The sequence below is a fragment of the Stenotrophomonas sp. YJH_SMC_110 genome (assembly GCF_059369255.1).
This window is the reverse complement of the sequence record NZ_JCAFSM010000004.1, coordinates 336,327-360,034: the sequence shown is the minus strand read 5'-3', so window position 1 is coordinate 360,034 and position 23,708 is coordinate 336,327. Positions and strand designations below refer to the sequence as shown.

Genomic DNA, 23,708 nt, shown 5'->3' with positions numbered 1-23,708 from the left:
AGCCCCCGCTGGCGGAGTTTGAATCGATGGCTGAGGCGCTTGCTCATGCCACGATGCTAGGGGCTACATCAGAGCCCAACTAAATTTGAGGGGACTGTAGCTTATTGGTCCGGTCCTTCGAGAGGTGAGCGTCGGCTGACAATTTGGCGGTATTCATCCCCCGACAACGGCACCCACGTAATGTCCTGATCTTTCCAAAGAGGAGCGCTAGTAGGGAGGCCTCTGCGCTCCATATTGGATTGCCAGAATTCGATGCAGCGGTTTGTTGCCTCGGTGGCCTGTTTCTCCGCATCCTCGGGCGGGACGCGTGCTAGGCACGCCAAATAGGCGTTGTTCCAGAAATCTTGAATTTTCATGATGTTGGCCTTCTTCTCTACTGGTGGGCCTTATTATCAGGTGGGGCAGGGTTGTCAATGGCTGCCGGGGTCTTCGTGAATCGCGCCTGCAATGTCCCTATGTCGACCGGGCGTTGTCGGGACAGATGTCCCGATAAAGCGCCACAGCGCCTAGTGAGCCCTACAGCTCCCCTTCGCCAACATTACGGTGTTCCAACCGGGAACGTCTTTGGTTGAGCGTCGATGAGCAAAGAGACGGACAATGATATGAGCGCTGAAGGGCATCGTAGCGCCAGAGATCCGCATTGGAGTCTGCCAATTCAGTGTGAAGAGGAAACCCGGGCTGTCATGGACGAGATGGACAATCTCATCAGCCGGCTGCCGTTGGAACTCAAAGTGCGCGCCCGAGCCTTGCCGTTCCCGCAGTTCCACCACGCGTGCGCCCATGGCGATATCGAGATGGTTGCCGCGATGTTGGAAGTCGGGGTAGATCCGGACGGCTACCCCTACACCTACGACGAGATGGACCAGCCTCCTCTGGTGTGGCTTGCATGGGCAAGCGATCTAGATAGCAAAACCAAGCAGGAAGTGGCCCTGATGCTTATCAAGGCCGGTGCGTGCATAGAGGAGGGCGAGCCTCGGCTCGAAGCACTGGCCTGTCAAGACGAGGAATTCGCCGATTTTCTGGAAACGTATTCCCCTGTCTAGAGGTTGGGGTGAGGGCCAAGGAGAGGCAGCTCAGGCGCCTCCGCTTCGGCCTGTAAGGGGCAACTGCGGCGAACATAGCGTGGACCGTCGGGTGTGATCCTCCCCAAGATCACGATGTCATCGTTGATGCGGTGAAACCGATCACTCGGATGTACGGCGCACGAAGCATCGCTATAAAGGTCGAGCGCAAATGCGGTGTGGCGGGCCACTGATCTCATCCAGGACGGCGCTACTGGTGAGTCTCCTATCGCGAACGCAGCTACGATGGACACCACTGCTGCGGCAAAAATGCGTGAGCAAAGCATCAAATAGTCAAAGTCGCTCCTCTTCGTTTTCCCCCAAGGGGAAGTTCCTGCAGCCCAAATGAGAATGCCTATGGCTGAAAGGCCGCTTGAAACCGTAATCACGAAGGCGATGATCGGCACGAAAGCGAAAGGCACAAGTAGGGCTACTGCAGTTGGAAAATGAGAAGGATCCTGTCCGGTGCCATCGTTGACTGCCAGGCGGCTGATCCCTGTTGCGGCGGCAAGCGCCATAACGCTCATTGCTGTGACAGCCAACTTGGCCAGTGGCAGCTGGAGCTTCGGATAGAGCCAGAGAAATGCTTCACGTAGGAACCCAACTGCAAAGAAGAAACTGGCCGCGTAAGTGATGACGTCGGTGGCCAAAGCCTTCGGAGCAAAGCGGAACAGAAGAAGGGCGATGCCCATGAGGGCCGCCCCACTGCAGTAAGCCCTAACGGTCAATGGTTGGATGAACCACCACAGTTTGAACCGTTGAAAGCGATCGCTGATCGTAGATGAAAACAACATCCCGTATCCCCCGTGTCCATACCGGGCGGATTATCACCTGTTGCCGTCGCAATCGCTGAGACCGGCTCGCTGGAAGGAGCCTATGAAGGTTCGAGGTCTGCCAAGAGGCGGTCAATGGCCTGCTTTCGCTTTCCAGGGGGGAGTGCGGTCAGCTCTTCCAGGGCTTGAGAAAGCTTGGCCTGCTGGGCCTCGCTTTGAACGCCCAGCGCCAAAATGGCGTCGGCCATCGCCGGCGTCGTCGCCAGCAGGTAGGCCGGCGGCACGTCCAGTGCCTGCGCAAGCTCAAATAGTGCTTCCAGGCTCACCGTCATCGACTCGCTTTCATAGCGACTGATGCGAGCCGATGCGGTGTCTTTGTCCAGGCCCATCCTGACCCCCACTTCGCGCTGGCTGAAGCCTCGAAGGATCCTGGCTTGGCGCAAGCGCGCGGCCACGATCGCTCGCGGAGTTGTCGGCGTAGTCACAGGCTGAACGGATGCAGTGCAAGCATGCACCGATCATGACGCAAGGCCTACGCCCCGGGTAGACTCTACGTGCCACGTAAGTATGTGGCAAGTCCATCCAAAGGAACGAGGGGCTGTATGAAGAACGGGGCAGTTCTGGCTGGCGCGCTCGCGCTGGCCGTATCGACGGGCGTCAGCGCCGAACCCACGACCGCATCGGGCCTGCTTCGGCAGGTCGGTGGGGCCATTTCTGGGAAATCCGCGTCACAGGCCAAGGTGTCCCATCCCCTGTACGCCGAGCCGCTCGGCATCTACTGGGACCTGGACGAGGACACCCTTGAGGGTGCTCAGCACCTGCGCGAAGGGCTGTCCTCCACCGGGGCACAAGGGATCGACATGTGCGACATGGGCCTGTTGGCCATGGCCCATTCCGCCTACCAGTTGCGGCCTGACAAACGGCAGTGGTGCTTGCGGCAGGCGTGGGTGGCCGCAAAGAGGACGACCGGCAGCAAAGAGGCAGAGCCGCCTGCGGCGGTGATCGAGCAGCGCTTCGGGCCTGCTTTCGACGCCCGGCTGGAGCGGTTCAAAGGGATTCGGCGGTATGCCGTTCGCCCGAACTTCAAAGCGCTGGGTGGGGTCAGCTACAACGCGAATCGGGGCGTCATGGAAGTGTTCGTGCCGATGCCGCAGATCTCGGTTGCCGGCTTGAGTGTCACGGGAAAGAACTTCGTCCCCTGGATCCGCAAGACGCCCACCGGCGTGTCCAGCCCTCCGAACGCGGGGCGCTACCGGTTGCTGATTCGGATGGACCCCGCCGAAGCGGCCAATCTCGCGCGGCAAGGCCGCTCGTTCCAAGACGACCGCGTGGTCTTCTCGGTCAATCGGGTTTGGGTCGACGGCACCGAACCCAAGATGGACGTGACCGTCGAGAAGGTGAGCCTGGGCTATCGGAACGAAACGATCGAAGTGGACATCACCAAGAGCCGAGGAGAAGGTGCATGAAGCGTGGAATGGTGGTCGCCGCGGTAGCAGCTGTTGCCTTGATTGCTTGCGGTAAGGCGGAACAGGGACCGTCGGTAGAGCAGGTTGCAAAGGGGTACGAGCAGTATTTGAACGCGAACCTGGTGGCCGAGCTAGGGCAGCGCGTGGAAGTGCGTGGCTGGGATGACTTGAACGTCGACTGCAACCAGAGCGGGCCCGAGCGAACGACGTGCGTCACCGGCGGCACCCTCGATGTGATTGGTTTCCAGGGTGGACGCCAGCTGAAGGAAGAGCCTGCGCCCGTGCCAGCCCAGGCAGACCTGGTGTTTGAAAAGCAGGCCGGGCAGTGGGTGCTCATCGACGCACAAAAGAAGCCCTGATCGGTCCTTGTAACCCGCCCTCGTTCTCGCCCATTTGGAGGTTCCATGAATGCCCATGTCCGCTCTCACTCGACCGCGTCCCATATGCAGTGGGGCCTGCTCGCACCCGCAACGGTCCTCTTGGGCGGCGCTGGCCTGCTCGCCTTCGCAGGCGGTGCAGAAATTTCTGGAGAGCTGGGGCTTGCTTGGCAGGCTGTGGCGGCGTTCTCGGCTGGTGTTAGCGTGCTGGCGCTCCTCCTGCTGCTTTACGTGCTGAACTGGCGGGCGGCGCGCGTTCGGGCAGCCAGGGCGGTCAATCCCTTCTTGGAACCAAGGCGCGGGGGCTTTTGGAAGGGGGCACTGATGGGCACGCTGGTCGTGGTGGTCGTCCAGCTGGCGAGCATCGGTGTAGGGATCTTCTACCCTGGCCTGATCGAGGCGGAACGCAACTTCTTCGTGTCGGTCCCGCCCTTGGCGTTGGCCGCCCTCTACACCGTCTTTCCTATCGCGCCACTGGTGGGCGGGTTGATCGGGCGCGTGTGGCGCGCCACCAGCCTATAGGGCGGGCAGGGGGCTTCTGACAACCATAAAAGGGGGCCCCCCCCCTTTCAGCGGTTCGCGAAAGATGCCGGCGACGATGGCCGCTTACGCCCTTCGATGCTCGATCAAAGCCGTCCGGTAGTTCTCGCAGGCGTTCCTGAGGCCCGTTTTGGCTGCAGCGATCAACGCGTCGGTGCCCATCACGGAAGCTTCGTTCCGTTCGACGATCAAGATTGGTATGGCCTCGGTGGCCTGGCGCCAATCGTTAGCTAAGCGTGGTTCTTTCTTATTGCTGCGAACGTTGCCCATCGTTCCTGCCTCCATTGAAGATGGAAGCATCTAACCATGCGTCTGAAGCTTGGCAAGGTATACGGAGGAGTGGATCTGAAAATGTGTCAAGCCGTTTGCGATCTGAGGCTTAACTGCTACCGAAGTCTCACTATCCCGTAAAATGATTCATCTCCCACTGCTAGTTTCCTGCTTCAAGCCGGTCTGTCATCCACGTTGAGTGTCGCCATGATCTCCCCGGCAACCTCAACAGTTGCGCAGAGGAAGAAGACCGCATCCCTTTCCGCCGCCTGGGACAGGAAATGGTGGACGGTGATCAATGCGGCAGTCGTGTTCCTGACGAACACCTCGTGGCACTGCGAGAGCCGAACGTGCGCAAGCTGGGCTGCGAGCGCCTGCTTGGTTGCGTGGACTTCGGCAAGGTGATCGCTGTCAATTCGCCCGGGAAGACCCACTCCGCATCCGGTGTAGACACATTTGTCCTTGAACCTGGTTTTCCAGACGAATTGAGGCGAGTTTGGTTCAAAGGGCGGGGCGTGTAGGGGCTTGCTCTTGATCATGCAGTGGCGATGACTCTGGGCTGATCGCTTCCTGCGAGTTGCGCAAGAAGAGTCCGATGCCGTTCTTGACCGCTCAGCATTGAGCGGCGTCGGCGAGAATAGTTGCGCGAGCGTGAAGGTCCCGCGACTGACTGACCTCTCGCTTTCGCCTTTCCTTCCTGCACGCCCAGAGCACAAAGCGCGGCGTAGGCTGACGCCTTAACTCGAGGTTGTTAGGCATGCTCAATTGCTCGGTTGTCTTTGTAAGCTCAGCAGTAGAGGAGCTGACTGAAGTGCGGATTGCCGAGCTGATGGCAGCCGGCGCTGAGTTCAATGAGGCATGTGGTTCGCGCGCAGTTGTGTGCTTCGATGGAAGCCGATTTTTCACCTACCTAGAAGGGACTGCCAGCGCAGTAGGTGCGACGCTGGTCTATGTGGAGTCGCTGGACATCCACTCAGAGCTTGTGCAGCTCGCTAGAGGTGCTGTCCAAAAGCTTCGCTTCTCCGATCAGCCTCTGCTGTTCATGCGGGTGTCCACTCCCTGTTTGAAGACCTTGGTTCGAGCGGACTGGACCAACTTCTCACAGCGTTTGAAGGGCAGGTTTGAGCCCGTGACGGGCATGGAGCAGCTCGCCGAGCTCGTTGCCCGACACCGCGAGCCAGCCGAGGCCTAGTGCGCGCCGTGGGCACGTAGGAGGGCGCAACTGGGGTTCGTTTCAGGATGAGGGCTTGCTTTCAATGCGGGAGCGCTTGATGGCACCTGCGGCGAAGATCCCCGCGATAACGAGGGTGCGGTGCGGGATCTTGAGACGCGAACAAGGACGACAACGCCGCGATTGGGCGCATAACAGGGGGCGGCTTGTCGAGCCGGGTGGCCCTAGAGCCGGTTGGTGCAGGTTATTCTGCACAACCCAGCTTCGAGCATAGAAATGCACGCCTTCCAGGATTGGACGTTCAACGCCAATGGCAGAATCATTACCGCCAGAGTGGAGGTGGACGGAAGCGGAGGTGGAACCATCACTCGGTTTGAGACTCGTCCTGGTCCCGCTCAAAGCGGCCTTTCGATCAAGGTCAACTCTCAGCAGGAGGCGGCCACCAAGCTGGAGCAGATCCTTACTGATCTATTGGGCGCTGGCTGGTAGGGCCTGGGTCCATCAGGGATATCTGTTCGGTGAGCATCCGAAGAGACTGCTGAAAGGCAGCGGTGAAGATCGGGCTATCGAGGCCGGCATGAGTGTCCGCCGCTTCCACCAACATCAGGTCCCAGATCCGGCGCAATGATGGCGGATCACTGTGGGTGGCGATGGTCGCGCCGAGTGCGTACTCCATCGCTTTGAGGTATCCCCGATGCGCTTCTAAGTCGACCTCGCATGCGTGCAGGCGTTCAGCAAGTTGCTCCAGGGTGTATGTCATAGCGGACTCGACTTGAGGATGAATACGAGAGATAGTCCATCTAGGTCATTAGGCAGACACAATGAGCATTCTCAACGTCTTGCTGAGCCCTAGCCAGCTCCTCGTTGCTGTTGACACCCTGGCAGAGGATGCCCGGACCGGCGCCCACTCCTCGGGCGCCAAAATGCTCCTGATTCCGCAGCACAATCTCGTGATGGCCGCACGCGGGTCTACGCAGTTTTTTCTTCGTGTCTACGAGCTGGCGCTTCAGGCGAGCTTCCGCGCAGATTTCACGATGGAACAGCTTTCTGCGGAGCTGGGCTTGGTGCTGGACCAACTTTGGCCGAACTACGTGAGGGCGGCTGCTGAAGCGCGCCTACCGATTGACCATCTCGGGACTGAGCTGGTTCTTGGGGGCTGGTCGCCCAGGAATGGTCGGATGATGGCCACTGCGTACGCCAAGAACGACAGCACCAGACCTACCATTGTTCAGTGCCTTGATGGCGGCTTGGCCTCGCCGGGAGAACCCTTGGCTGGCAGGCCTGAGAGCTTTGCCCCAGGCGATGTCCTTGCAGCCGGCAAAATCCAGGCCACTTGGCTTAACGCGCGGGTAGGGCGGCAGGTGGCTGGTGGTCGGCTTCTGGTGACGTTGCTGCGCGACGGGCAGGCGGTGACGCAAGATCTAGGTGCGATCTAGATCTTCGGGCACCAGCCCTGCTAGCGCCAGGATCCTATCCTTTCTCATCTGCTCTCCCCAGAGAGACCACGCTTGGTCTACGGTCAAAATCCCCGTAACCGCGCATGCGGGACAGGTGAGCTCCACCCCCCCCACAGCATCGGTAAGGCCTTGGCCATGCGACATACGCGATTCGTCCCCACACGAGCCACACTTGGCCTGTAGGGATTCCACTCGCTCGATCGTTCCATTCAGGCGCAGCAAAGGGCGAATCCGAAGGATCCGGAAAGCGGTCGAGGGTGTCATGTGTCATACCTGAGAGGGGCTAGACACAGGGGCGAAGGATTTCGCGCCAGAGAGGAGCCAGTTGGGTCAACCTTACACCATGAACCGTTAAGAGTTTCATTCCGGCCGAAGCTCTGCGCCCCAGAGGAAGGCTCTAGAGCCTGCTCACCGGATCGATGCGCGCGGATGCCATGAGAGTGTGCCCCCAAGCGAAGCGCTCCACCGTGTGCCTTTACGCCATGGCCTGGGTAATGCGCAATCCAATCCTGGTCTCGACCTCACGGGGTGTCAGGCAAGGCTCCTCGGGGAAGGGGGGGGCTTCACGAACGCTGGTGTGTGGTCAGCTTTTGGCATTAGGCGGAAGCCACGGCATGGTGCCGGCGTGCTGATTAGAGCCGCACCCCGAGTGCGTCGAGCGTCGGAGTTGTCATCGTTCCTGTCGCTCGAATGCCGTGGGCCAATTGGAACATGCGCAGCGCCGATTGGGTCTCAGGGGTAAGCGCCCCGTCGATGGCGCCCGGATCGTAGCCCTTGGAATAGAGCGCTGCTTGGACGCGCATGATGAGCAGCTTGAGCGCATCGGCGTCCCGTCCCTCCGTGACTGGCTTTTCGTAAGTGCCAGGTTCCAAGGTCAGGTTGTTCGTAGACCTCGAGTTTGCTCGGGTGGCTGGATCCAGATTCTGGGTCGGGTAGCTGTTCAAATGGCTGGCGCCTCTCCCGGTGGTTCGGGAAGTTGCGGGCGCCGCCGGTTTCGCTGGCGTGGTGTAGCGGGTGGGCGGTGGGGTATAGGTCGCCGGTGGCGGGGTGTAGGAGCGATACGAGCTTCCCGACCCGGACGAATGGGAGCGATGGGAACTGTGTGATCGATGGGAGCTGTGGCTGCGGTGCCCTGCATACAGGTTGTGCCGGCCTGCATTCAACGAGGTGCTCAGGACGGTCGCGTATTTCCCGTCCAACTCGGAGAGCCTGGAAAGTTCGGACTGGCCCTTGGGCGGCTCCGTGCCCAGGGTTCCCAAGGTGGCGGCGCCGACGATCATCAGTGCGTTGGACATGATCAGGTTTCCAAGACAGGAGAGATGGACCGGCTGGTCCAAGCCGGTGTGACCCACGAGAAGAAGCCGCCGCACCGCTGTCGAACCGAGCAGGTTTCGCAGGCGGGTAGGTAGTCGTTCTTCCAAGGCGAAATGCTCTGCACGGCGTAGGGCCAAAGCGATCGGTCCAACGCGCACAAGGGCAGGTTGTAGAGCGAGACCGGGATTCCGCCCTCGGCCAGCAGCCCTACCGCTTCGGACAGGACGTCACCGTAGTCCGCTGGATCGGCCCAAAGCTCACGCTGATGGGCTTTGGCAAAGCCGATGGGCTCGATGCCCATCAGTGCGACGTGTTCGACGAAGGGCAGGTTGCGCCAGATGTAGCGGGCCAGCTGTATCAGCCGCTCGACCGTGGGTTTAACCAACACGACCCGTATCTCCACCCGCTGCTGGGCAGCTTCCAATGCGTAAAGCCCACGAAGGGTCTGAGCGAACGCCCCCTCGCTTTGCACGACGTAGTCGTGCAAGGCATAGCGGTCTCCGTAGAGCGGAATGCCCCAGCTCAGGTTAGGATGGAGGCCCGCAAATTTCGCGTGCAGGCCGGGCTCACGCATTCGGCCGTTGGACAGGATGTGCAGGTGGGTGTTGGGCAGCACGTGCGCGCATTTGGCCACCACGTCGACCAACCCGTCACCTAGCAGGGTCGGTTCCCCGCCGCTGATCGCCAGCGAAGGTTCCTCCGGATCGATGAGGTCGATCAGGTCCAGGAGGTGCCTCACCCGCCAATCGTCTTGAACGTCTCGGGGCGGCTGAGAGCACATCAGGCAGTAGCTGTTGCAGCGCTCGGTGGCGAACAACACATTGCCGGTGTCTCCGCGCCGGTAGCGAATCGCCACCTTCTTCTGCAGGGGATTGAGCTCCAACACATCCCCAGGCTTGCAAACACCCGGCGGACCTTCCAAGTGAACGAGAGGAGCCTCACTGGGTGAGCGCAACCCGCTCGAGGGCAAGACTGCACCCCAAGGCAGGTTTAGCAGCTCATTGCTGGAGTGGTCCGCTGGGACGTCCCTCAGATCCAGTGCCAGGCGCTCCAAGGGAAGCGCTGATCGGGCAAACTCTGCCAGAGACACGACCTTCAGCAGACTGGCTTTCGCCGACGGCGCCAGCTCGGCTCTGGTTTCAAGCGGCAGCATGGACGGCGTCCTCCACCGATGGCTTCGGATTGGCCCAGGAGCGCATCAATCCTTGGATGTTCCGGTCAGCCTTCTCGTAGCGCTCCAGCAGGAAATCAAAGAGCCCCATGTTCCGCCGGCAGAAGTCGCTGCTGGGCCGATGGCCGATGGGATCCCCCTGGCGGGCGTAGTGCTCGATCGGATCAGCGCCGCACATAGGCACAAACGCGCAATCGGAGCACGTGGGTAGGGCCTCGGCGACGCCGGCGTCCAGCAAGCGGCCCATGGCGGGCGAGGACAGCCATTGGCCGACCGGTTGGCTGACGTGGCCCAAGGCAAAGGCATCGTCCCCCATGGCGGCCAGCATGCGTGCCTCATCCGACGGATAGACCCGCCCATCATGGTCATAAATGACGGCGCCCAACCCGGCTCCGGAGGGTGATCGGAGATCGACGTAACCGTGCCCGAACGAAGTGAAGAGCTGGGAGAGAAGGAGAGACGCGTAGGACTCTTCCATGGCGTAGCCGGCCAGGTTCACCGACAGCAAGTGGTCGAATGCGCGTCGGTAGAAGGCCAGGAAGTCTTCCGTGGGGTAGCCGGTGCGGCGGGCCGTCTTGGTGGCGAATCCGTAGGGGCTCAGGGGACGCAGGGAGATGCTGTGGAATCCCAGCGTCCGGTATTCGTCGATGATGGCCTCAGGGACCTCGAGGCTCTGGCGGGTCAGGGTCGTCAGCGCCGAGACGGCATCGTCTCCCAGCCAACGGCGTCCGCGTTCAATCCCCTCAACAGTCCGCCGGTAGCTGTCGCGACCGGGTCTGGGGCGATTGGCGTTGTGAAGCCATTCGGGACCGTCCAGTGACGTAGAGAGCTTGAAGCGATGTTCGGTCAGAAACGCCAGCTGGTCGTCGGTGAGGTCATGCAGGGTGGATGCCAGCACGAACCGCAGCGAGCGTCGGGCGGTCCGATTGCGCTCGACGATCTGCCGGGTGATGGCCTTCACTTGCTCAAAATTGAGCAGGGGTTCACCCCCTTGGAATTCGATCGTCAGTTCTTGGCTCGGCCATTCGAACAACCGTTCCACCGCCTGTCCGGCGTGCGCGCTTTCCATGTCGAACGCAGTGGCGCTCGTTTCCTGCCGCGACACTTGGCAATAGTTGCAGGTGTGGTGGCAACGCAGGGAAACCACGAAGATGTGGAGAGCAGGTCCACCCATCAGGTAGGACTTTCGGCTGCGGATTTGACTAAGCAGAGGCGCCAAGCTGCTTCGGTAGGTGCCGGCAACGGCCAGGTGCCGGGCTTCCAAATCCGCAAAGAGGGCGGACTCGGTCGGCAACTGGTGGGTCACCAGACGCTGAACGTCCTCCATCTTCATCAGGAGCCAGTCGCCTGCCATCGACGAGACGAAGGCCCGATCGTGATCCCACGGCAGACGCCGGAACCGTAGAGGCAACAGTTGGTAGTCCGATGGCGCGGCGAAAGCCTCAGCGAGCCTAAACCTCGACATGGGGCACCGCCGGCTGTGCCTGGTTCAGTGCTGCACGAAGCAGCTCCTGCTGAAGTCCGCTCGTCTCCGCTCGCACGGCCGCTCGCAGGCGTTCGTCAAGCAAATCTCGAGAAAACCGGGCCCAGATGTCCTCTGGCACCATACAGCCGTCCGGAGACCAAATGCCAACGATGAGGTTGGCGCCTTGGCAGCGCACCTCTATACCAAGCTGGCCGGTATAGCGATGCGCGGCCCGAGCCGCCACGTCGTCTGAATACAGTGCGCGATCAATAATGAATTGCGAGCGTTCCATTGCCCATCCCCCTTTGATGCACGAACTGTGCTCCTGACCGGGCGCTGTTGCAAGTTCGGCAGTCGGAAGTCCCACTTGCTGCAGATTCCCTGTCTCCACAAAGAGCAGCGGTAGCTTGGGGCCTTCTTTCAAGCGCTGGACGCCCGCAGCCTATGCTCCGGAATGAAGCCAAACAAGCTTCTTTGCAGAGGATGGGCGGCCATGAGAGACATTGTCTTTCGGTCTTAATGGCGCCGATCGTGGAAGCGCGATATGCGGGCTTGACCGAGCCGATAGTGCTTACTCGCAACTACTTGGGGCAGCGACCTGCTCCTTGATGCGCAGGCAGTGATCTTTCAACGTTGGATTGAGCGCAAGTGCCGGCATTGCCGCCGCATCAGCGTGGAGTGCGAGCAGCTGGCTTTATCGGGCGAATCTGACACCCAAGTGCGGAGCCTGGTCGATATTAATCAACAATCTCCATGCCAGCCCAGCTGAGCGAATAGCCCGGGGCAGGAATGCCGCAGCGGCACAAAAGAAGGCGCCGCGCTCGTGACAGATAATCAAGAGCTCTCCAGCAATCGTGCTGAAGCGATAACTGAGCTTAGTTAGGTCGTTCTGTTCAGGCCTCGTCGCGTGGCAGCTTTCTATCGAACCTTTCTCGTGCGGATCGAAAGCTGCTGACGTTCTCTACAATCCAAGTCCAAAGAGGGACCATTCGAACCAGGAGCTCATATCCAGAGTCGGAGAGTGCATATTCGACATGGGGCACCACTTCATCGAACTCGCGACGCACTACCAGCCCATCGCGCTCCAAATGGCGAAGCGTACGGGTCAGCATGCGTTGCGTGATTCCGTGCATCCGACGGCCGATCTCTGCATGTCGAAGCTGACCATAAACGCCTAGTGTATGAATGACACCTAGCGACCAACGGCTGCCTGCATGGGCAAGGACCTCTCGACGAAGCCCATCGTCATCATCTCGAAGTCCATCGCAGACCGTCTGGGAGTACTGAAGGATGTCTTCTCTACGGAGATTGTCTGACGGCAGTATCACGCGTGTGCCCATCTTTCGCGCCAGTTCACGGGCTGGCAGTATACCGGAAAGACAAGCTGAAGTGAGTGCAGTGATGAATAATGTGAATTATGACGTTAAGTCGAGAAATATTCTTGTATTGGGAGCGGGTGAGCTCGGTATGCCGGTGCTGCGCAGTCTGGCGCGTCGTGCGAAGGAAGTTGATGGAGCAAAAATAAGTGTCCTGCTTCGCGAAAGTGCCGTCAAATCGGGCAATCCGTCCAAGCAGAAGGATATTTCAGATATTCGTAATGCGGGTATCGAAATTGTGCTGGGGGATTTGGTGGATGACTCGATCGATGAGTTGGCTTCTCTCTTCTCCCGCTACGATACTGTGATCGGCTGTGCTGGCTACGCTGCGGGCATCAACACGCCTATGAAGCTTGCCAAGGCCGCGCTCCAGTCTGGCATTCCGCGCTACTTCCCATGGCAGTTCGGGGTGGACTTCGAGGCGATCGGTCGTGGTGGTCCGCAGGATATCTTCGATGCGCAGCTGGACGTTCGCGAGTTGCTGCGGTCGCAAGACAGGACCGATTGGGTCATCATCTCGACAGGTATGTTCATGAGCTACTTGTTTGAGCCCGAGTTTGGCGTGGTTGATCTCGAGAACAGTGAGGTCCACGCGCTGGGTAGTCTTGATAATGCTGTTACGCTAACAACACCCGATGATATTGGCCGCCTAACTGCGGAGATCGTGTTCTTTGATCCAACGATTCGTAATGAGATTGTCTTCTTGGCTGGCGACACCGTCACCTATGGTGAAGTTGCGGATAAATTGGAGGCTGGTCTTGGTCGATCCTTCAAGCGTTCCGTCTGGACGGTGCCTTTCCTCTTGGAAGAGCTGAAGAACGATCCCAAGAACATGATGCGCAAATACCGGGCTGCATTCGCCATCGGCCGCGGCATGTCTTGGTCGAAGGCCGGGACATTTAATGAGCGCGAAGGCATTCCGGTCACGGACGTGTCAGCGCTGATCGCCGCTGAGCTGGGAGGTGTTAAATAGCTTGCCTGGGCTAGTCGTCGTCCTCGCTGGGCAACTGGCGGTAGAGAGGTAGTCCTTGCTAGATCTGCGGCGAGTTACTTGAGGTGCTGATCACAGCGTCTGTTTAGTAATGCCAAGTGGTTCCACAGATTAGGTGGGAGTCATGTGTGTCCCTGAGGTCCGCTACTTGCGCTGATTCAGGAGCCGCTCAGCGCCGGATAGCCCACCTGCGATGAGCGAGCGATGCCGCTTGGCGGTTGATTTTGATAGGCGGTCGGCCTGAAGTTCACTTCATGTTGCCTCCAACACCGAGGTATCACGCCAACGCGGCCGCCCTCCGGGGCGGACCGCGGCTTTGATGACACCAGGAGAGAGCTTGTGCGTACCGAGCTCCAGTTGTAGACGGAGCTAGATTCTCCGCCACGGGCATCGAGGAGGCCGTCAAGTAGCTGGGAGTGCCGAAGGGCTCGTTCTGCTACTACTTCGACAGCAAGGAAGCCTACGACCTTGTCCATCTGAGCGATCAGCCCAAGGGGGCTTGACTGCCCCAGCGGCACTCAAAGGCGCTCTGGTCGAGCCAGGCATCCATGAACTCTCCAGCAAGCACGCTCAGTCAATAGTTGAGCCCAGAGAGATCGCTCTGTTCAAACCTCTTCGCGTGACAGCTTGCTGGCGAACGGCTCTCGTACGAATCGAAGGCTGTTGAGGATTCTCTCCAATCCAAGTCCAAAGAGGAAATAATTGAGCCAAGATTTCGTCTCTCGGGTCAGCAAGTGCATATTCGACTCGGGGTGCCAGCTCATCTAAGTAGTGACGCACTTACCAGCCCATCGCGCTCCAAATGGCGAAACCTACGGGTCAGCATGCGTTGTGTAATCCCGTGCATCCGACGTCCGATCTCTGCAGGACGAAGCCAACCATTGAAGCCGAGTTGGTTATGCGTGTGTATCCCTGCCTCCGTCCGGGAATATCCATTCAATGGGAGATGGTCAGGGGCAATGTGGACCTCTCCCCTGACAGGAGGCGCCGCCTGCCTCGAGGGGGGCATGTCCTTGCCTTCGCTGGCAACTATGGACAAGTCATGGACAAACGAAAGATACATGTTCCTGCTGATTTCGATGGCGCGCAGCTGTAAACGGGCAGGACCGACTCTTTGGATACGCAGCGCCTGTCAAGAAAGGTGGTGAACGTCGCGCAATGTCGCTTATATGGTGGTCATTGCGAAAAGTCCAGGTGGGGTGCTACTCCGCTGTGGGAGGGCTAAGGTTGTGCCGGATGGGGCCGATCACTGGCCCGCTGACGTTGTCGGCCAGGAGCCAACTCCTCCCCCATGAAAGGTGTGAATGTGAAGAATTTCTTGATGCGGTTCAGGGTCGGTACCCGCTTGAGTGCCGCCTTCGCTATCTTGATCGCGGTTGCGATGTCCATCGTTGCGTCCGGTCTTTGGACGCTGTCCCGTGCTGAGCGAAGCATGGACTCGATAGTCAAAGAGAGCATGGAGCGCATTCGACTCTCCAAATCCATGGCAAGCGCGAACATGCAGATCAGTATCTCGTTGCGTGAACTGATCATGCTGCAGGACAAGGATGTCCAGGCATCCTTGATGCGAAAGATCGCCGAGCAGCGGAAGGTGTACGACGAGGCTCGTGATGCCCTCTACGCAACCCCTGCCGACGAGGAAGGGAAGAGGATTCGTGCCGTCATCACCGAAAAGCGACTCGCAGCGCGTCGGGTCAATGACTCAGTTGTCGAGGCGGCCTCGCAGGGTGACGTAGTTCAGGCTACTAAGCTTCTCGCAGAAGGAGATGTGCTCCTCAATGAGTGGCAAGCTGCCATCTTTGCCAACGCGGAGCTTCAGGAGCGCTTGGCGGACGCAAGCTATCGTGAGGCACAAGCCGCGAGCGCCAGCGGTCGCACGATGCTTATCACAGCCGGGCTTCTCGCGATCGTGCTCAGCATCGCGTTGGCAATTGCGATCACGCGCAGTTTGACCGTTCCTTTGGAGCAAGCCACAAGAACTGCCAATGCCATTGCATTGGGGGGCATCGAGAACTTAATCAAGGTGGAGGGACGAGACGAGACAGCAGCACTGTTGAGAAGCATGAGCGCGATGCAGGATCGCATCAAGGCTCTCATCGCTGATCAGGAGGAAATGGCCTCTGCTCAGGCCGAAGGGCGGACGTCCCATCGTATTGATAGCTCCCGTCATCCGGGTGCCTTTGGCCAGCTCGCAATTGACACCAACGCCATGGTTGAGCGCTCCAACATGCTGATCGAACAGATCGTCGACATCGCTCAGCATTACGCGATAGGGGACATGAGCGTACGGATGGAGGCTCTGCCCGGAGATCAGACCGCTATCACAGAAGCTATGGAGACCACACGAAGCAATTTGTTGGCGATCAACGAGGAGATTCGTCGTCTTGTTCAAGCCGCGGCATTGGGGGACTTTTCACAACGCGGAACTTCAGATGGCTTTAGTCACAGCTTCCGAGAGATGATCGATAACCTTAACCAGATGTTCGACGTCAGCGACCGAAGCCTTTCGAGTATCGCGAGTCTGCTGGGGGCGGTGGCTCAAGGCGATCTGACCTACCGTGTAGCCGGCCAGTTCAGTGGCGTTTTCGCCAAAATGCGTGATGCCGCGAACTCCTCCTCGGAGCAGCTTGGCAGCATCGTACGAGGCATCCAGGACGGAGCCGGAGTCATTCGGGTGTCCGCCGCGGAAGTGAGCAAGGGAAGCTCGGACCTGTCACGTCGCACGGAGCAGCAGGCGGCGAACCTGGAGGAGACGGCTGCGTCGATGGAGGAGTTGACTTCCACGGTGCGCCAGAACGCGGATCATGCCTTGCAGGCTAGCAAACTCGCTTCGGACGCTGGTGAACTTGCCCTTCAGGGGGGCCGCGCCGTTGATCGGGCAATGGAAAGGATGGAAAAGGTTGAGGGGTCGTCTCAGCGCATCGCAGACATCACCACGGTGATCGATGGGATTGCCTTCCAAACCAACATACTAGCGCTGAACGCGGCCGTGGAGGCTGCTAGGGCAGGGGACCAAGGTCGGGGGTTTGCAGTGGTTGCAAGCGAGGTCCGGACGCTGGCCCAGCGCAGCGCTGAGGCAGCGAAGGAGATCAAGCAACTCATTGATCGCTCGGTCCAGGATGTGGTCGACAGCTCGAACGAGGTCCGGCAGACGGGGGCCACCATCCATCAGGTCGTTGAGAGCGTCCAGCGCGTACGCGACATGATCACGGAGATATCCGCAGCCTCCCAAGAACAGACTGCGGGCATTGAACAGGTTAACCAGGCGGTGATGCAGATGGACGAGGTGACACAGCAGAATGCTGCATTGGTGGAAGAGGCCTCAGCAGCAGCCGGTGCCGTCGAAGACCAGGCCGATGGGCTTGCTCAGGCAGTCGCATTCTTTAAGGTAAATACTGAGTTCCGCCCCCGTTTGGTTCACGCCAGTTGAGTCCGATCCCGCCGGATAGCAATCTGTCCGGCGGGTCCTAACCCCGGAGTCAGGAATGCGCAAGTCATCCGCTAAGCGGCGATCTTTGCGATGGGCACTTCTCCGTTCAGCGCCTTTTCTTCTGGGGATAGCCGTGGTCGCGAGCACTCTGGCGGCGGCCCAGTTGGCAGTCACGCAGCGGGCTAAAGTTGAACTTGCCGACTATACGGTCGTTCTCTTGGAACACGCTCAAGATGTTGCCCGTGCCGGCGTTGATGGGTTGAACAAGGCGCTGTTGATAGATGCCGCGCCCTGTGGAGATGAGGACTTAGCCGAGCTGCGTCTCATAGCGTTTCACTCCCGCTACATTAAGGATGTTGGGAGATTGAGCAACGGGCGATTGATATGTACAGCAATATGGGGGCGCCTTCCTACGCCTGTAAAGCTTGTCGCTCCGAATCGCCTCGTTCGAGGCTATTCGCTCTGGCGGAGCGTGGCCGCCCCTGGCGATGGGCGCATCAAAGTGGACCTCGCGTCGTACGGAAACGCCATTGTGACCACGGCTCCAACGGCGTTTGAGCGAGTGGCAGTGCCCATGGAGGGGGGCGGAGCATTGGTGGTCACGCGAGACGGCAGACACCGGTTTCAATCCTTTGGCGCAGTGCAGGAAATGTCGCGGGGCACGAACGGGGCGTTGACTCCATCTGCCGGGCACGTCGCCACACGCGCCTGCAGCAGTGAGTTCGATATCTGCGTCGTTGCCCAAGCCGCATCCGGCAGCCTATGGAACGAACCTTCTTGGACAGTTACGTCCATCCTTGCGCTGGCTCTGGCTGGAGGAGCAGGGTCAGGGGCTCTACTGAAGGTCTTCCAAGGGCGGCGGGAAGCTCTGGACCTAATGCTGACTCGCGCAATCAGGCACGGAGACATCGACTTGGTCTACCAACCACTGCGACGCTTGTCTGACCGTCAGATGATCGGTGTCGAGGTCTTGGCTCGTTGGCGGACACTGACTGGATCCGATGTTTCGCCCGACACCTTCGTACCCATGGCGGAACACCTGAAACTCGGCACTGAGCTGGCGAAGGTGGTGGTCGCGAAAAGCCTAGATGAGATTGGATGGCGCCTACGATGTGGGGACGGCTTCTACGCAAGCATCAACCTGTCTGCCCAGGACATTCTGAGCATCGGACTAAGACAGTTTCTGCTTGCGCAGACAAAGATTTATGGAGTTTCGGCATCCGCCATAGTCCTAGAGCTGACAGAGCGATCCACTGCCTCTCAGCAGCTGCTGATAGAGGCGCTGCGCGAGCTGGAGCAGGCGGGCTTCAGGGTGTACCTGGACGATTTTGGAACTGGCTACTCGAACTTCGCCTATCTGGCTGACCTTCCTCTCGCAGGGCTGAAGATGGACCGCCGGCTCACCAGAGCTGCAGGCACTCATTCTCCGGCGAGCCATGCCGTTGAAGCCATCTGCGCAATGGCTAAGGCGCTGAAGCTGCCGCTTGTAGCCGAAGGCGTTGAAACCGAGCAGCAGGCGATTGCAATGTGCCGGCTCGTTCCCGACGCCGTTGGTCAAGGCTGGTTCTTAGGAAAGCCATGCAAGGCCGGCGCATTGCCCGCAGGTGAGAAGTTTGAAGGGCGACATCTGTGAAAGTTGGGCCCAGGACAACACAGAGCGGCGCTCCTCAGAAGGCCAGCGCGCAATGGAAAGGAAAGAGTAACGAAGTGACAATGTCCGATCGACGCCAGCCCTACAAAGGCCAACCGAAGCCTCTCTATCATGCGCTCGCGCAGTCAATCACCATTGACATTGAGCGCGGGGCTCATCCAGTGGGGAGTACTTTGCCGTCCGAGAAGAATCTCATGTCAGTTCACGGCGTGAGCCGCCAAACCGTGCGCCGGGCGTTGGCATTGCTCAGGTTCCAAGGCTTGATCGCGTCTCGCCCAGGGGTTGGCTCGATGGTGCTTCCGGCGCCACAGGAGGTGGAGGCATTTCCCCCGATCATTTCTGTAGATGGCCTTCGCGAGCTTCTCCGAAGGACAGAGCTTCACCACGTATCTTTGGGCTTGATCACCGTCAATGAGCGCCTCTCGGACGTTCTGGAGTGCCGGCGTGGTATCCAGTTGTCTGAGGCTTGTTTTCTAAGAAGGCGGTCAGCTGCTTCACTGCCGGCGGGCGTTGTGCGAGTTTACCTCCATCCGGAGTATGCGGCGGCCCAGATCACCTCGCGGATAGCACGTGGGCCGATCTATCAGAATCTGGAGCGGATGTACGGCATAGCCGTGACGGAAGTTCGGCAGGACATGACGGCTACGGTTCTCGACAAGGAGACCGCCGATCTGCTTCAAGTGGCGCCAGGTGATCCCGCACTTCAAGTTGTTCGCTTCTACTACTCCACAGCCGGCAACCCTGTCGAAGTGGCTGTCAGTCACTACCCAAGCTCACGCTTTCGACAGAGTATTAGGTATCCGCTGCCCCCGGCAAGTTGGCAGGCAGGGTGAATCAAGTGTGGCGTTACGCTGCGGCCGCGGGGCGCGAGAGCGGCTCGGCCTGGAGGTCCATCCTAAGCCGCTGTCGCGATCCATGACTACTTCGTCTGATGTCGATGAGCCGGCTCAAATCCTTCTCTCGCTGGCATCTGTCCGCGGATCCTCACGAGGGCGCGGTGGTGCCTGCAAGTACTGCTCTTTTCGGTCTGACGGCAGGGCAATTTGCGGCTTCATCCATAAGTGGATGGCGCTGCTTCGAGCAACCCGCAAAGGTGGGGGAAAATTCTCCATGCGACGTCTGGAGCACTCCCTGCATGTGCGGACATGCGGCGCAGGCTGACCGTCGTCATCGGCCAGTTGGCGACGCCCCGGCGTGGTGATAAGAAGGGCTCGCCGCCTCGACGGCTCCTGGACAAACATCAATAGTTGATCAATGACTCTTTCGAACTCTGTGTACTCGGTGTCGTCTCCTTACAGCGTGAGAAGAGTGCTGTTGGTTGAGGGTGACATTGAAAGCGCCGGCATACTTGAGGCTCAACTTCGAAAGGAGGGGTTCCTCGTAGCGGTTGCTGATGACGGAGAGCATGCCTTGGAGTTGTTCGCCCATTGGCACCCTCACATAGTGCTTCTAGAGACGATGTCTTCCAGGATGGCTGGTACCGATGTGCTCGCTATGATCCGCGGAAGGGCGAGCACACCTGTGATCATGATTTCTGCGATCGACGATGAGCGGGATAGGCTCGGTGCGCTGCATTGCGGCGCAGATGATTACATCGTCAAGCCATACAGTCCGCGGGAACTCGTCGCTCGTGTTCATGTGGTGTTGCGTCGCGTTTCGCTTGGATGGGGAATGGATAGCATCCTCCGGCAGGGAAGGCTGATTGCAGATGGAGTGGCGATGAGGGCACTGGTTGAATCAGAGGCGTCTGGACCGCCGGCTGTCGTCGACTTGACCCTGACCGAGTTCAACATCGTTTATGCGCTACTGCGGTCCCCTTCCAGAGCATTCACGCGTGGAGAGCTGCTCCAAGGCGTCGCTGCCGATGATTCGTCCAGTCGGGTTGTCGACACGCATGTCCACAATATCAGGAGGAAGCTCAAGCATCATGGCATCACCGGAGTGCTGGTGACGGTTAGAGGTGTGGGATACCGCTTCAAATGACGGCCGAACAGTCGCATGGCTAGTAGAGACTCTTGTAGATATGAGTTCGCCTCTGACCGAGTGGGCCGGTCGTTGGCCTAAGCAATGCATGATGCTCAGCATGTTGCGCCAATGTCGCTCGGCCAGGCGGTGGGTTAGCCTGAGTGAAGAAGGTCCAGCGAAGACTTTGAAGCTGCTGTGCTAGAGGTGGATTCGCAATGACGCGAATCCACGGAATTTCGATTTCTGGCGAGGGCCACAAGATGGTGGTTGGTAAGCGTTACAGCGTGAAGTCACGTGGAATCATGACGTGCGGACTCATTTGATCAAGAAGTCGCTCGGCGACTTCCCGTTCTGAACCAAAGCAGCGAGCCACTTCGGTTGGCGCCCACGGCCGGACCAAGTCTCACCAGGGTTGGCCGGATTGCGGTACTTAGGGGCGACCTTGCTGCCGGCCGTCTTCTTCGGATTCCGGACTACTCGCTTGCCGGCCTTTTCCGTGGATGGACTTGAAAGCGCCCCATAGAGCTCCTCAATCGTGTAACCGTGGTCTTTAACATACTTGTTGATCTTGGCTCGCATGGCGGCAGCCTTGGGGCGAGTCAGTACTCTGGTTTGCTGTTTCTCTGCTTGAGCGATCAGCGTCTTGAGTTCTTTTGCCGAGAGGTGGCTGACATCGATTGTCATCTGTTCTATCCGAGGTGCAGAAGGGATAGCGTAGTTCGAAATCCGCCTCGATGCGAATGACGACAGCCTATGGCAACGGCACCGCGTCATTCCGCAGCGGCTTGGCCATTGGCAATAGCTTACGGGTAGAACTTTCCCGGGTCGCTCAGCTGTTTCGCGAACTGCCCCCTCTGGTAGGGCGGCAGCTCCACCGGCGGCGCGTAGCGGCTCAGAAGGTCGATTTGCTTCCTTCGGGCGAGTTCCGGCTTCTTATGGAAGTAGGCCTCATGCAGCACCGGCACTCTCTTGCTGATGCTGTGGCCCGTCAGCAAGGCAATGTCCTCGTCGGGAATTCCCTTGTGATGGAGCTCCGTGGCGATGGTGTGCCGAAAGGCGTGCAGCCCAATCCCCTTCCCGAAACCCAAGCTCTTCAGGTAGGTGCTGAACTGGTTGAGCGCCGCTTGGCTGTAGCGCTGGTTCGACTCACCCGTTTTGCGGTTCACGCCGGCGGTCAGGTGGGGGAACAATCGAGGATGGCCACACGCGCGGATATCCTCCACGAAGTCCAGAAAGCCCGCATCAAGCACTTGGGGAGGGATGGGGAGGGTTCGAATGGCAGACTTTCCTTTCAGGCGCTGACGGCTTCGGTTGCGGGTCTTGTGCGCCAAGTCGGGATCGACGGTCTTCTGGATCCGTATGCACCAGACGCCAGCCTCTTGCACTACGTCCGCTAGTTTCAGCTGAGCGATTTCGTTGATGCGCGCCCCTGTGCACAGGCCAAGGATTGGAAGCCACCAGCGGTGGGGGTACTTGCTAGCCCATGGGACATATGTCTCCAGGTCGAAGATGCGCTTGAGTTCTGCATCGTCAAAAAGGCGCTCGGGCTTGTTCGGATCCACGACCAAGTCTTTCTTGATTTCGTCGAAGGCGACCATCGGCGAGGCACCAATGGCCTTGGATTTCTCTAGCTTTTTGAAGAAGGTCGATAGGAAGCGCCGGTGTTTCTCGAGCGTGGCGGGGGCGGGCGGAGCAACGTTGAGTTGCTTTCCACGCGCGACCGCCTGGTCGTAGGTAAACCTTCGGTACTCGGGGTCGGACAGCAGACGGTCTGGGGCCCAGCGAATGAGGTCCCACAGCTTGTAGATGTGAGCGTGGTCGATGCGGGTGACTGGTATGTCCCCGCAGGTCATTAGAAGCAGCCGTAGGGTGCGAGAGGTCGCCTCGACGGTCTCTCTGGCCAGGCAGCTGTAGTCGCCGCGATTGCGGATGTAGTCGTCAATTTCTACGGAGAGCGAGCGCCCGGGTGTGCCCGCCGGCAGCGGCTCGGGATACCGGGTGCCGTTCTTCGTTGAGCGTGCGCGGCGGGTGCGCTCATAGGCGGCATTGAGAATCTCTTGGGCCTGGATCGCGGCCTCTCGGCTGGTGACGACCAGCTTTCCGATCCGAAACCTGCCGATGCGGATGTCGGACATCTCCAGCGAGCCGTTGGGGTCGTCCAGGTAGATTTGGAGGGGGCTTGGTGGGGGAGTCAACGGCATTGCGGGCTTCCATCGTTTCGATGGAGGTACAGATAAACCAGCTTCAGCAATCGTCAATGGAAATGGGTCGTTCGCGTACCGACCGTAGGCATCTATTGTGAGCGCCCATTACTGCTTCTTCAGGAAAAGAAAATTACGCAGGAACTGGATGAATTTAATGTATTAAAATCAAAGACTTGACTGGATAAAAATTATGTCGAATCGCAGTCATTACGGTACTGTTTAATTTCTACAAGCTAACAACTCCCTCTGAGATGCTAGTTTAGTTCTGTACGGCTGCTAAACGGTGCGGCCAGTTGATGGCTGAGAGATCACTTGGGAGGTGGAGCTGTGGCGCAACGACTCGGTCCATTGTTAGTGATCGCGATCCTCTTCGCGCCGCTGGGAGTCAGCGGTGGGACGCCCACTGACCCCGAGCTGCGCGGTGAGCTCCTGCGGATGAAGAATGCCGATCAGGCGGTGCGGGACCTCCCGCTGACCACCGAGGGCGAGGAGAGGGTGCTCAGTGCCGTCGATGCGGTGCACACCGCTCGGCTGAAGGCGATCGTTGCGGCCCATGGCTGGCCGACCGTGGCGCAGGTGGGCCAGGACGGGGCGGACGCGGCTTGGTTGCTTGCCCAGCATGCCGACAAGGACCCGGCGTTCCAGCGCTCTGTTGCGGAAGCCATGGAGCCCTTGGTAGCCACGGGGCGGGTCAGAGCGTTCAGTTACGTCTATCTGTGATGCATACACGATCCTGGGCGGCACCATTGGATGTTGGCTCCACGATGCGCGAGTGGCATACCTGACAATGCTGCCAGTTCCATCGCCCGCATGATCTCTTATCGGTTCCGATAGCGGCCAGATAGAACTAATGGGCAAGTTGACCCGTGTTTGTGGTCTGATAGCCTAGAGTCGCAATGCGTGCTTGAACAAGGAACTCATTTTTGGAGGGCGTGATATGAAAGAAAGTGATCAGGATTGGCTGGCGCGGGTTGCTGAAGTGCGGGAACGACTACGTGATGGAACGGAGCCTGTGATCCTATTGGA

Annotated in this window: 25 protein-coding genes; 12 read left to right on the top strand and 13 right to left on the bottom strand. The window is 59.2% G+C overall.

What is annotated here, in order from left to right:
- Positions 1-683 precede the first annotated feature (683 nt).
- Complete coding sequence (locus AC5P6H_RS10740; protein WP_053442690.1) at positions 684-1,043, top strand: ankyrin repeat domain-containing protein; 360 nt, start codon at positions 684-686, stop codon at positions 1,041-1,043.
- Here AC5P6H_RS10740 and AC5P6H_RS10735 read toward each other — a convergent pair.
- Entirely contained in the window at positions 1,040-1,855 is an 816-nt protein-coding gene (locus tag AC5P6H_RS10735) for a hypothetical protein (RefSeq protein ID WP_053442691.1), read from the bottom strand. The two genes, AC5P6H_RS10740 and AC5P6H_RS10735, sit on opposite strands and share 4 nt — an antisense overlap.
- Before the next feature lie 80 nt (positions 1,856-1,935).
- Positions 1,936-2,277, bottom strand: a complete 342-nt coding sequence (locus AC5P6H_RS10730; RefSeq protein WP_265349071.1) for a helix-turn-helix domain-containing protein — start codon at positions 2,275-2,277, stop codon at positions 1,936-1,938.
- A 159-nt stretch (positions 2,278-2,436) separates the two neighbouring features.
- Here AC5P6H_RS10730 and AC5P6H_RS10725 point away from each other — a divergent pair, with 159 nt between their 5' ends.
- Genes AC5P6H_RS10725 through AC5P6H_RS10715 form a run of 3 tightly spaced genes read left to right on the top strand, consistent with a single transcriptional unit; the run spans position 2,437 to position 4,199 of the window.
- Positions 2,437-3,300: a hypothetical protein gene (locus AC5P6H_RS10725; protein WP_478412308.1), complete on the top strand. Its 864-nt coding sequence runs from the start codon at positions 2,437-2,439 to the stop codon at positions 3,298-3,300.
- Positions 3,297-3,659 carry a hypothetical protein gene (locus AC5P6H_RS10720; RefSeq protein WP_053442693.1) on the top strand — a complete coding sequence of 121 codons (363 nt, stop codon included), beginning with the start codon at positions 3,297-3,299 and terminating at the stop codon, positions 3,657-3,659. Before AC5P6H_RS10725 ends, AC5P6H_RS10720 begins: the two co-directional genes overlap by 4 nt.
- A 45-nt stretch (positions 3,660-3,704) precedes the next feature.
- The gene (locus tag AC5P6H_RS10715; protein ID WP_234026130.1) at positions 3,705-4,199 is read left to right on the top strand and encodes an ABC transporter permease; all 495 of its coding nucleotides are present in this window, start codon (positions 3,705-3,707) and stop codon (positions 4,197-4,199) included.
- A gap of 84 nt (positions 4,200-4,283) precedes the next feature.
- Here AC5P6H_RS10715 and AC5P6H_RS10710 read toward each other — a convergent pair whose 3' ends face one another.
- Complete coding sequence (locus AC5P6H_RS10710; RefSeq protein WP_053442695.1) at positions 4,284-4,487, bottom strand: hypothetical protein; 204 nt, start codon at positions 4,485-4,487, stop codon at positions 4,284-4,286.
- A 173-nt stretch (positions 4,488-4,660) separates the two neighbouring features.
- Positions 4,661-5,026, bottom strand: coding sequence for a hypothetical protein (locus AC5P6H_RS10705; protein ID WP_053442696.1), 366 nt, complete (start codon positions 5,024-5,026; stop codon positions 4,661-4,663).
- A 218-nt stretch (positions 5,027-5,244) separates the two neighbouring features.
- Between AC5P6H_RS10705 and AC5P6H_RS10700 the strand changes: the two genes are divergently transcribed.
- Entirely contained in the window at positions 5,245-5,679 is a 435-nt protein-coding gene (locus AC5P6H_RS10700) for a BLUF domain-containing protein (protein WP_005416069.1), read from the top strand.
- Positions 5,680-6,118: 439 nt separating this feature from the next.
- On the opposite strand, the gene AC5P6H_RS10695 is transcribed toward AC5P6H_RS10700, so the two are convergent.
- Positions 6,119-6,418, bottom strand: coding sequence for a hypothetical protein (locus tag AC5P6H_RS10695; protein ID WP_053442697.1), 300 nt, complete (start codon positions 6,416-6,418; stop codon positions 6,119-6,121).
- A gap of 61 nt (positions 6,419-6,479) precedes the next feature.
- Between AC5P6H_RS10695 and AC5P6H_RS10690 the strand changes: the two genes are divergently transcribed.
- Complete coding sequence (locus AC5P6H_RS10690; protein WP_053442698.1) at positions 6,480-7,094, top strand: hypothetical protein; 615 nt, start codon at positions 6,480-6,482, stop codon at positions 7,092-7,094.
- A gap of 653 nt (positions 7,095-7,747) precedes the next feature.
- Here the strand turns inward: AC5P6H_RS10690 and hxsA are convergent.
- The 5 genes from hxsA to AC5P6H_RS10665 all read right to left on the bottom strand — a co-directional run bounded on the left by hxsA (position 7,748) and on the right by AC5P6H_RS10665 (position 12,405).
- The gene (hxsA, locus tag AC5P6H_RS10685; protein WP_148563077.1) at positions 7,748-8,410 is read right to left on the bottom strand and encodes a His-Xaa-Ser repeat protein HxsA; all 663 of its coding nucleotides are present in this window, start codon (positions 8,408-8,410) and stop codon (positions 7,748-7,750) included.
- Positions 8,411-8,412: 2 nt separating this feature from the next.
- Positions 8,413-9,582, bottom strand: coding sequence for a His-Xaa-Ser system radical SAM maturase HxsC (hxsC, locus tag AC5P6H_RS10680; protein ID WP_053442699.1), 1,170 nt, complete (start codon positions 9,580-9,582; stop codon positions 8,413-8,415).
- The gene (gene hxsB, locus AC5P6H_RS10675; protein ID WP_053442700.1) at positions 9,569-11,065 is read right to left on the bottom strand and encodes a His-Xaa-Ser system radical SAM maturase HxsB; all 1,497 of its coding nucleotides are present in this window, start codon (positions 11,063-11,065) and stop codon (positions 9,569-9,571) included. The genes hxsC and hxsB overlap by 14 nt, the downstream gene beginning before the upstream one ends.
- Positions 11,052-11,489, bottom strand: coding sequence for a hypothetical protein (locus tag AC5P6H_RS10670; protein ID WP_238582453.1), 438 nt, complete (start codon positions 11,487-11,489; stop codon positions 11,052-11,054). The genes hxsB and AC5P6H_RS10670 overlap by 14 nt, the downstream gene beginning before the upstream one ends.
- A 469-nt stretch (positions 11,490-11,958) precedes the next feature.
- Positions 11,959-12,405, bottom strand: a complete 447-nt coding sequence (locus AC5P6H_RS10665; protein WP_080112492.1) for a winged helix-turn-helix transcriptional regulator — start codon at positions 12,403-12,405, stop codon at positions 11,959-11,961.
- A 61-nt stretch (positions 12,406-12,466) separates the two neighbouring features.
- Here AC5P6H_RS10665 and AC5P6H_RS10660 point away from each other — a divergent pair, with 61 nt between their 5' ends.
- Positions 12,467-13,414: an aromatic alcohol reductase gene (locus AC5P6H_RS10660; protein WP_053442702.1), complete on the top strand. Its 948-nt coding sequence runs from the start codon at positions 12,467-12,469 to the stop codon at positions 13,412-13,414.
- A gap of 778 nt (positions 13,415-14,192) precedes the next feature.
- On the opposite strand, the gene AC5P6H_RS10655 is transcribed toward AC5P6H_RS10660, so the two are convergent.
- On the bottom strand, positions 14,193-14,441 hold the full coding sequence (locus AC5P6H_RS10655; RefSeq protein ID WP_367141463.1) for a winged helix-turn-helix transcriptional regulator: 249 nt from the start codon (positions 14,439-14,441) through the stop codon (positions 14,193-14,195).
- A 282-nt stretch (positions 14,442-14,723) separates the two neighbouring features.
- Between AC5P6H_RS10655 and AC5P6H_RS10650 the strand changes: the two genes are divergently transcribed.
- The 4 genes from AC5P6H_RS10650 (at position 14,724) to AC5P6H_RS10635 (ending at position 20,496) form a co-directional block, all read left to right on the top strand.
- Positions 14,724-16,862 carry a methyl-accepting chemotaxis protein gene (locus tag AC5P6H_RS10650; RefSeq protein ID WP_274600463.1) on the top strand — a complete coding sequence of 713 codons (2,139 nt, stop codon included), beginning with the start codon at positions 14,724-14,726 and terminating at the stop codon, positions 16,860-16,862.
- 55 nt (positions 16,863-16,917) lie between these two features.
- The gene (locus tag AC5P6H_RS10645) at positions 16,918-18,495 is read left to right on the top strand and encodes an EAL domain-containing protein (protein WP_478412309.1); all 1,578 of its coding nucleotides are present in this window, start codon (positions 16,918-16,920) and stop codon (positions 18,493-18,495) included.
- Between the two features lie 80 nt (positions 18,496-18,575).
- A complete protein-coding gene (locus tag AC5P6H_RS10640) occupies positions 18,576-19,346 on the top strand; it encodes a GntR family transcriptional regulator (RefSeq protein WP_019659231.1) in 771 nt (256 codons plus the stop codon).
- Positions 19,347-19,767: 421 nt separating this feature from the next.
- Positions 19,768-20,496 carry a response regulator transcription factor gene (locus AC5P6H_RS10635; protein ID WP_019659230.1) on the top strand — a complete coding sequence of 243 codons (729 nt, stop codon included), beginning with the start codon at positions 19,768-19,770 and terminating at the stop codon, positions 20,494-20,496.
- A 297-nt stretch (positions 20,497-20,793) separates the two neighbouring features.
- Here AC5P6H_RS10635 and AC5P6H_RS10630 read toward each other — a convergent pair whose 3' ends face one another.
- Both AC5P6H_RS10630 and AC5P6H_RS10625 read right to left on the bottom strand, forming a co-directional pair.
- Positions 20,794-21,162 (bottom strand): H-NS histone family protein, encoded by a 369-nt coding sequence (locus tag AC5P6H_RS10630; RefSeq protein WP_019659229.1) that lies wholly within the window; start codon positions 21,160-21,162, stop codon positions 20,794-20,796.
- A gap of 119 nt (positions 21,163-21,281) precedes the next feature.
- Positions 21,282-22,679, bottom strand: coding sequence for a site-specific integrase (locus tag AC5P6H_RS10625; protein WP_019659228.1), 1,398 nt, complete (start codon positions 22,677-22,679; stop codon positions 21,282-21,284).
- 357 nt (positions 22,680-23,036) lie between these two features.
- Here AC5P6H_RS10625 and AC5P6H_RS10620 point away from each other — a divergent pair, with 357 nt between their 5' ends.
- Entirely contained in the window at positions 23,037-23,402 is a 366-nt protein-coding gene (locus AC5P6H_RS10620) for a DUF6624 domain-containing protein (RefSeq protein WP_019659227.1), read from the top strand.
- Positions 23,403-23,708: the final 306 nt, after the last annotated feature.

What these genes read in the sequence shown, in the direction of transcription:
- AC5P6H_RS10740 (WP_053442690.1), top strand. Translation starts at nt 684, where the DNA reads ATGGACGAGATGGACAATCTCATCAGCCGGCTGCCGTTGGAACTCAAA.
- AC5P6H_RS10735 (WP_053442691.1), bottom strand. Translation starts at nt 1,855, where the DNA reads ATGTTGTTTTCATCTACGATCAGCGATCGCTTTCAACGGTTCAAACTG.
- AC5P6H_RS10725 (WP_478412308.1), top strand. Translation starts at nt 2,437, where the DNA reads ATGAAGAACGGGGCAGTTCTGGCTGGCGCGCTCGCGCTGGCCGTATCG.
- AC5P6H_RS10720 (WP_053442693.1), top strand. Translation starts at nt 3,297, where the DNA reads ATGAAGCGTGGAATGGTGGTCGCCGCGGTAGCAGCTGTTGCCTTGATT.
- AC5P6H_RS10715 (WP_234026130.1), top strand. Translation starts at nt 3,705, where the DNA reads ATGAATGCCCATGTCCGCTCTCACTCGACCGCGTCCCATATGCAGTGG.
- AC5P6H_RS10710 (WP_053442695.1), bottom strand. Translation starts at nt 4,487, where the DNA reads ATGGGCAACGTTCGCAGCAATAAGAAAGAACCACGCTTAGCTAACGAT.
- AC5P6H_RS10705 (WP_053442696.1), bottom strand. Translation starts at nt 5,026, where the DNA reads ATGATCAAGAGCAAGCCCCTACACGCCCCGCCCTTTGAACCAAACTCG.
- AC5P6H_RS10700 (WP_005416069.1), top strand. Translation starts at nt 5,245, where the DNA reads ATGCTCAATTGCTCGGTTGTCTTTGTAAGCTCAGCAGTAGAGGAGCTG.
- AC5P6H_RS10695 (WP_053442697.1), bottom strand. Translation starts at nt 6,418, where the DNA reads ATGACATACACCCTGGAGCAACTTGCTGAACGCCTGCACGCATGCGAG.
- AC5P6H_RS10690 (WP_053442698.1), top strand. Translation starts at nt 6,480, where the DNA reads ATGAGCATTCTCAACGTCTTGCTGAGCCCTAGCCAGCTCCTCGTTGCT.
- hxsA (WP_148563077.1), bottom strand. Translation starts at nt 8,410, where the DNA reads ATGTCCAACGCACTGATGATCGTCGGCGCCGCCACCTTGGGAACCCTG.
- hxsC (WP_053442699.1), bottom strand. Translation starts at nt 9,582, where the DNA reads ATGCTGCCGCTTGAAACCAGAGCCGAGCTGGCGCCGTCGGCGAAAGCC.
- hxsB (WP_053442700.1), bottom strand. Translation starts at nt 11,065, where the DNA reads ATGTCGAGGTTTAGGCTCGCTGAGGCTTTCGCCGCGCCATCGGACTAC.
- AC5P6H_RS10665 (WP_080112492.1), bottom strand. Translation starts at nt 12,405, where the DNA reads ATGGGCACACGCGTGATACTGCCGTCAGACAATCTCCGTAGAGAAGAC.
- AC5P6H_RS10660 (WP_053442702.1), top strand. Translation starts at nt 12,467, where the DNA reads ATGAATAATGTGAATTATGACGTTAAGTCGAGAAATATTCTTGTATTG.
- AC5P6H_RS10655 (WP_367141463.1), bottom strand. Translation starts at nt 14,441, where the DNA reads ATGCCCCCCTCGAGGCAGGCGGCGCCTCCTGTCAGGGGAGAGGTCCAC.
- AC5P6H_RS10650 (WP_274600463.1), top strand. Translation starts at nt 14,724, where the DNA reads ATGAAAGGTGTGAATGTGAAGAATTTCTTGATGCGGTTCAGGGTCGGT.
- AC5P6H_RS10645 (WP_478412309.1), top strand. Translation starts at nt 16,918, where the DNA reads ATGCGCAAGTCATCCGCTAAGCGGCGATCTTTGCGATGGGCACTTCTC.
- AC5P6H_RS10640 (WP_019659231.1), top strand. Translation starts at nt 18,576, where the DNA reads ATGTCCGATCGACGCCAGCCCTACAAAGGCCAACCGAAGCCTCTCTAT.
- AC5P6H_RS10635 (WP_019659230.1), top strand. Translation starts at nt 19,768, where the DNA reads ATGACTCTTTCGAACTCTGTGTACTCGGTGTCGTCTCCTTACAGCGTG.
- AC5P6H_RS10630 (WP_019659229.1), bottom strand. Translation starts at nt 21,162, where the DNA reads ATGACAATCGATGTCAGCCACCTCTCGGCAAAAGAACTCAAGACGCTG.
- AC5P6H_RS10625 (WP_019659228.1), bottom strand. Translation starts at nt 22,679, where the DNA reads ATGCCGTTGACTCCCCCACCAAGCCCCCTCCAAATCTACCTGGACGAC.